Raw genomic sequence first — 4,493 nt, 5'->3', positions numbered from 1 at the left:
TTGCCATGAGAACGTTGCTTGTCCGGCAGGACTGGACGAGTACGGGGAGCTTGTCAGCATCCCCTAATGTGTCGGGCCGTGAAACTAAAGCTGAGATTCTGCAAAGATTCTCGGAATTGCGGTGGAGCTCAGATACAAGCCCACATCTCCGGCGGTACTCCGCTTGATGCTGGGTAGTTGACGCAGTATAAACGATCGCCCACTGCATCCCCAAATGATATGAAATCAGATCGATCGCCCACCAGCCCCTTCCGGGACACGGCTGTGATGCCGTGTCCTTACCCGTAACTTACCGGCGACAGCCTTCGGCGATCGCCCTTAACACCGCTAGCCGCACTTCTGGATGAAATTTCTCAAGCCCGTTAGCCCGAAAAATCCAGTGTCCGCCGCCCGCGTGCTCGATCGCAATTTTCTGACCGTCAGGCAAAACTATTTGCCACCAATTCAACACACTGGCTTTAATAAGGTGGCACTGAATTTCGTTCAGTTGAGCCTCCATTAATTTCAGTTGACGCATGATAGGATTTTGGGCAGATGACTTCATGATTTTTCTCATTAAATGAATTCGACTGTTTCTCGGCTTGGATTTCAGTTTGCCGATTTTTGAACTTAACTTCACCTTCCGAAGTTTTTGCCTTAACTTCCCTTTCCGAAGTTTTCGCCTTCACTTCCCTTTTACCACCTTTAGGCTCAACTTTCACTCCAAAACCTTTAGACTTAACTTTTCCTGGGGCAGAAGTTGCAGTCTGTTCCGTGGCCGGCTTCTTAAACTCCGCGTCTAATTGGTCTAAAATCTCCTCTTGTTCGGGAGTATGTTCCGCTGGCTGGTCTGAATTTCTGGGATTGTATTCGCCAACCAACCTTGCCAAAAATTCCGAAATTGACAGTCCGGCTGCGGCTGCTTTTTTCGTTAAAAGGGCGTAGGTGTCGGTTTTTATGCGAATTTGTTTGAGCCGCAGGTTGGGATTGTTGTCAACGGTTTCGGCAATAGTTACTGCGGTAATCCTTTCTTTGGGTATGACATCGACAACTTCTTGCCACTTTTCCTGTAAACGACAGTCGCCATATTGGTCGGTAATTGCGTGTTTGAACAAAGGAACAACTTGAGCAACGCAGCTAGGCAAAATCTCAAATCCTGCTTTAATTAAGCGCAGGCAAATGCTCGCAGCTTTGATAATTTGTGTGCAGTAAAAATACTGCCTACCTAATGCTTGTTCGCAGTAACTTTTAAAAGTTTTGAACTTGTCTTTGTACAATCGCAGCTTTCGGATGGCGTCCAGCATGATTCCTTGACGCACGTAGTCTAGGAATCCCCTTTTAATTTCGCCTGTCAGGTAGTCTAAATCGTGAAAGGGAGATTGATTCTGGATTTCTTCTTCAAAGTCTAGCAGCGGGCCTGCAAAGTGAAAGTTGGAGGCGACATCGCCTAGGTAGAAGTTGTCAATTGATGGGGGCATGATCTGGAATGGTTCGAGAAATGGCACGATAGCACGGAAGTTGTGCGATCGCAAAGTTGAAGTTTTGGTCTGGATCTTTGATACAATTTTGAGTTGGGCACTCTTGTGAGGTCGATCGACCTTTTACATGGCACCACCTCAAGGCGGTTATTCAAAACTGTAGGTTTTGGCTGTTCGCCCTGACCGGCCAGCTTTTGTTCTGTCACTTGTATCTCATTATGAGATGTCGATTTAAATTTGTCAAGTATGACATCTCAATTTGAGATTTATGTTACAATGTCATCAAGAAAAGAACGAAGACAGGAGGGCAATTCACCATTGGAAGCCCTAAGAATCAACAAAACAGACTTATCACAAGATGAGTTTGCTTTTAGATGCGGGATTCCCCGGGCCACGTATCATAGATGGATATCTGGAGCCACAGAACCAAAATTTTCTCTCTTTCAGTTGAAAGCTATTTGCCGAGAACTAAAAATAGAAAAAATCGATGAACTTCCAGAGAGCTTTGGGCCGAATTAGCAATTAAATTAAACCAACAGTTAAAAAATTATTACTGCTGATACAATTTTGAGTTGGGCTGTCCTGTGAGGTCGATCGACCTTTTACATAGCACCACCTCCTCGGCGTTGAGAAAAAAGGGGCTTGAGGTATGCGCCCAACCCCCAAAAAAACGCTTGGGTATGCAAGCACAATTGATAGACACGAAAAATAAGGCAGTTCTTCAAACCTGCATTTTGACCTTGGAGGCTCGCCCGGTTGCCTTTGTTTTGCCTATCTACTAGCAGTTTAGTGCCATAAGTCAAATTTGTCAAGCACTATTATGCTAGCAACTAACTGCTACAATTGATGGAAGCTAAAGATCAAGAAACCATAACCTTGAAAAACCTTAGAGAAAGTGCAAATTTGACCCAACCCGAACTTAGTCGTCGAATGGGGGTAGGAATTCGCATTATTGGCGATTGGGAACGAGGAGAATCAATTCCTCGCTTCGATCGCGTCATTGCTCTGGCGCGCGAGCTAGGCGTACCTCTAAAAACACTTGCTAGATGTATGGGATTAGACGTAGCCAAAATTCCCGATGACCTACAAGCATTAAGTGTACTTCATCTTTCGGAGGAGGTCAAGAACCTAGAGGTTGTGAAACAAGCTTCATGTATTGTGGCAGAAAATTCGCAAGAAAAGGAAAAGTCTCCATTGAGACTACTCAGAGAACAAGCTGGGCTAACCCGCCCTCAAGTCAAACAACATATCGGCGTTTCTGAGCGGATGCAAGCTGACTGGGAATCAGGAAAGTCGATGCCAACGGTTGAAAACGTAGCTGCACTGGCTAACCTGTACCAGGTTTCTCTAAAAACTATGTTTGAGCTTTTAGGATTAGACGTAACTAAAATTCCCGATGACTTACCAAGTCGTGAGCCCTCATCGAACGATAACTAACAAGCACAGCTAAATCATGGTGTTGACATTTGATACAATTTTGAGTCAGGCTGTGAGGTCGATCGACCTTTTACATGGCATCACCTCCTCGGCGTTGAGAAAAAAGGGGCTTGAGGTATGCGCCCAACCCCCGAAAATACGCTTGGGTATGCAGGCATAATTGATAGACACAACAAATAAGGCGGTTCTTCAAACCTGCATTTTGACCTTGGAGGCTCGTTGAGCGGCCTTTGTTTTGCCTACCAACATGAAGTTTACGTCTTATGCAAGCCTTTGTCAAGACGTTTACATCATGAATATTTCGTCCTATGATAGAAGAAGATTTACAAGAAAAGGAGAAGTCTCCATTGAGACTACTCAGAGAACAAGCTGGACTAACACGCCCTCAAGTCAAAGAAAAAATCGGAATTTCCGAGCGAAGACAAGCTGACTGGGAATTAGGCAAGGCTCTACCTAACGCTGAAAACATACTTGCTATGGCTAACCTGTACCAGGTTTCTCTAAAAACTATGTTTGAGCTTTTAGGATTAGATGTAACCAAAATTCCCGATGACTTACCAAGTCGTGAGCCCTCGCCGAACGACAACTAACCCGCAGGGGTTCGGAAATGTCTAGGGAAAAGGGTTTGAGTCATGCACCCAAGCCCGGAAAATACTAAGGGTATGCAGGCATAATGGGTAGAAACAACAAATAAGGCAGCTCGCTAAACCAAAGCGTTTCCACCGTCCGGCTAAAGCAGCCGCCTTTGTGTTGTCTCTATCTTTAACAAGGATACTTGTAAACTTCCGGGTTGTCAACAAGTCTGCTTGTAAATTTCCTATGATATGCCCAGAAAGAAACAAACTCAAGAGTCAAAAGATATACCAGCACTGCAAATCTTGCGGGAAGCTGCTGGTTTATCGCAATCGGCTTTAGCAAAGCAAATTCCCGACAAAACGGGCGCAAAAACCCTAAGCCAACAAGCAATCAGTAACTGGGAGCGAGGACTAGACCAACCAGAACTGACCATTGCTCAAATGAAAGCCCTTTGCAAAGCTCTCGGAAAAACGCTTAACGATTTGCCTAACGACTTAGGCCCACCAAATCCCGACTGAGAACTTTTGTTGCTTAGTTCTAATTAGACAAACCTAAAAAAGCAGATTAGATGCCCGACTTCTTGAAGAATTCGGGCATCTAACAAGCAAGTTATAAAAAGGATATTAAAGTAGGATTTGGTATTACTTACGGAGAACAGAAGTGATAATCACCGTGATAGTGGCGCTTGCAATCAAAGTGAAAGCAAGTTGCACAACCCATTGGGTAGCTTTCTGGTAGTTATCGAATTTGTCATTGAATCTGTCTGTTTTGTCATTAGTTTTCTCAACATCAGTTGATAATTTCTCAACTTCTGCCGATAGCTTGTCGAGCTTTTCAATAACATCGGCTAGCGTCGGCTCGTTACTTGTAGTAGTTGTCATTGTTGTTTCCTAAAACTAACAATCATCACCTAAAATTATATCCTAATTTTAATAGGAATTGATATTATAGCCATCCTAAATCATTTGTGAATTTCTTACTCCCTCCCCTTGATAAGGGGAGGGTTGGGGTGGGGTCAAAAAT

The 4,493-nt window shown here is 44.2% G+C and carries 7 protein-coding genes; 4 read left to right on the top strand and 3 right to left on the bottom strand.

From position 1 onward, the window contains the following. Positions 1-289 precede the first annotated feature (289 nt). The gene (locus QUB11_RS30790) at positions 290-451 is read right to left on the bottom strand and encodes a hypothetical protein (RefSeq protein ID WP_333055576.1); all 162 of its coding nucleotides are present in this window, start codon (positions 449-451) and stop codon (positions 290-292) included. A gap of 7 nt (positions 452-458) precedes the next feature. Next, the gene (locus tag QUB11_RS30785) at positions 459-1,457 is read right to left on the bottom strand and encodes a hypothetical protein (protein ID WP_333201438.1); all 999 of its coding nucleotides are present in this window, start codon (positions 1,455-1,457) and stop codon (positions 459-461) included. 246 nt (positions 1,458-1,703) lie between these two features. On the opposite strand from QUB11_RS30785, the gene QUB11_RS30780 reads away from it, so the two are divergent. The 4 genes from QUB11_RS30780 (at position 1,704) to QUB11_RS30765 (ending at position 3,988) form a co-directional block, all read left to right on the top strand. Beyond that, positions 1,704-1,976: a helix-turn-helix transcriptional regulator gene (locus QUB11_RS30780; RefSeq protein WP_333038831.1), complete on the top strand. Its 273-nt coding sequence runs from the start codon at positions 1,704-1,706 to the stop codon at positions 1,974-1,976. A gap of 327 nt (positions 1,977-2,303) precedes the next feature. After that, on the top strand, positions 2,304-2,894 hold the full coding sequence (locus tag QUB11_RS30775) for a helix-turn-helix transcriptional regulator (protein ID WP_333151447.1): 591 nt from the start codon (positions 2,304-2,306) through the stop codon (positions 2,892-2,894). A gap of 308 nt (positions 2,895-3,202) precedes the next feature. After that, entirely contained in the window at positions 3,203-3,484 is a 282-nt protein-coding gene (locus tag QUB11_RS30770; RefSeq protein ID WP_333102662.1) for a helix-turn-helix transcriptional regulator, read from the top strand. A 234-nt stretch (positions 3,485-3,718) separates the two neighbouring features. After that, complete coding sequence (locus QUB11_RS30765) at positions 3,719-3,988, top strand: helix-turn-helix domain-containing protein (protein WP_190732409.1); 270 nt, start codon at positions 3,719-3,721, stop codon at positions 3,986-3,988. A gap of 123 nt (positions 3,989-4,111) precedes the next feature. On the opposite strand, the gene QUB11_RS30760 is transcribed toward QUB11_RS30765, so the two are convergent. Further along, on the bottom strand, positions 4,112-4,351 hold the full coding sequence (locus QUB11_RS30760; protein WP_333201435.1) for a hypothetical protein: 240 nt from the start codon (positions 4,349-4,351) through the stop codon (positions 4,112-4,114). Between the last annotated feature and the right edge of the window lie 142 nt (positions 4,352-4,493).

The organism is Microcoleus sp. B6-A1 (assembly GCF_036705085.1).
In the GTDB taxonomy this organism is placed as follows: Bacteria; Cyanobacteriota; Cyanobacteriia; order Cyanobacteriales; family Microcoleaceae; genus Microcoleus.
The sequence above is the reverse complement of the archived record's forward strand: the minus strand, read 5'-3'. Positions and strand labels throughout refer to the sequence as shown.

Bases quoted from the DNA above. Each gene is read 5' to 3' on its own strand.
- QUB11_RS30785 (WP_333201438.1), bottom strand. From the start codon at position 1,457: ATGCCCCCATCAATTGACAACTTCTACCTAGGCGATGTCGCCTCCAAC.
- QUB11_RS30780 (WP_333038831.1), top strand. From the start codon at position 1,704: ATGACATCTCAATTTGAGATTTATGTTACAATGTCATCAAGAAAAGAA.
- QUB11_RS30775 (WP_333151447.1), top strand. From the start codon at position 2,304: ATGGAAGCTAAAGATCAAGAAACCATAACCTTGAAAAACCTTAGAGAA.
- QUB11_RS30770 (WP_333102662.1), top strand. From the start codon at position 3,203: ATGATAGAAGAAGATTTACAAGAAAAGGAGAAGTCTCCATTGAGACTA.
- QUB11_RS30765 (WP_190732409.1), top strand. From the start codon at position 3,719: ATGCCCAGAAAGAAACAAACTCAAGAGTCAAAAGATATACCAGCACTG.
- QUB11_RS30760 (WP_333201435.1), bottom strand. From the start codon at position 4,351: ATGACAACTACTACAAGTAACGAGCCGACGCTAGCCGATGTTATTGAA.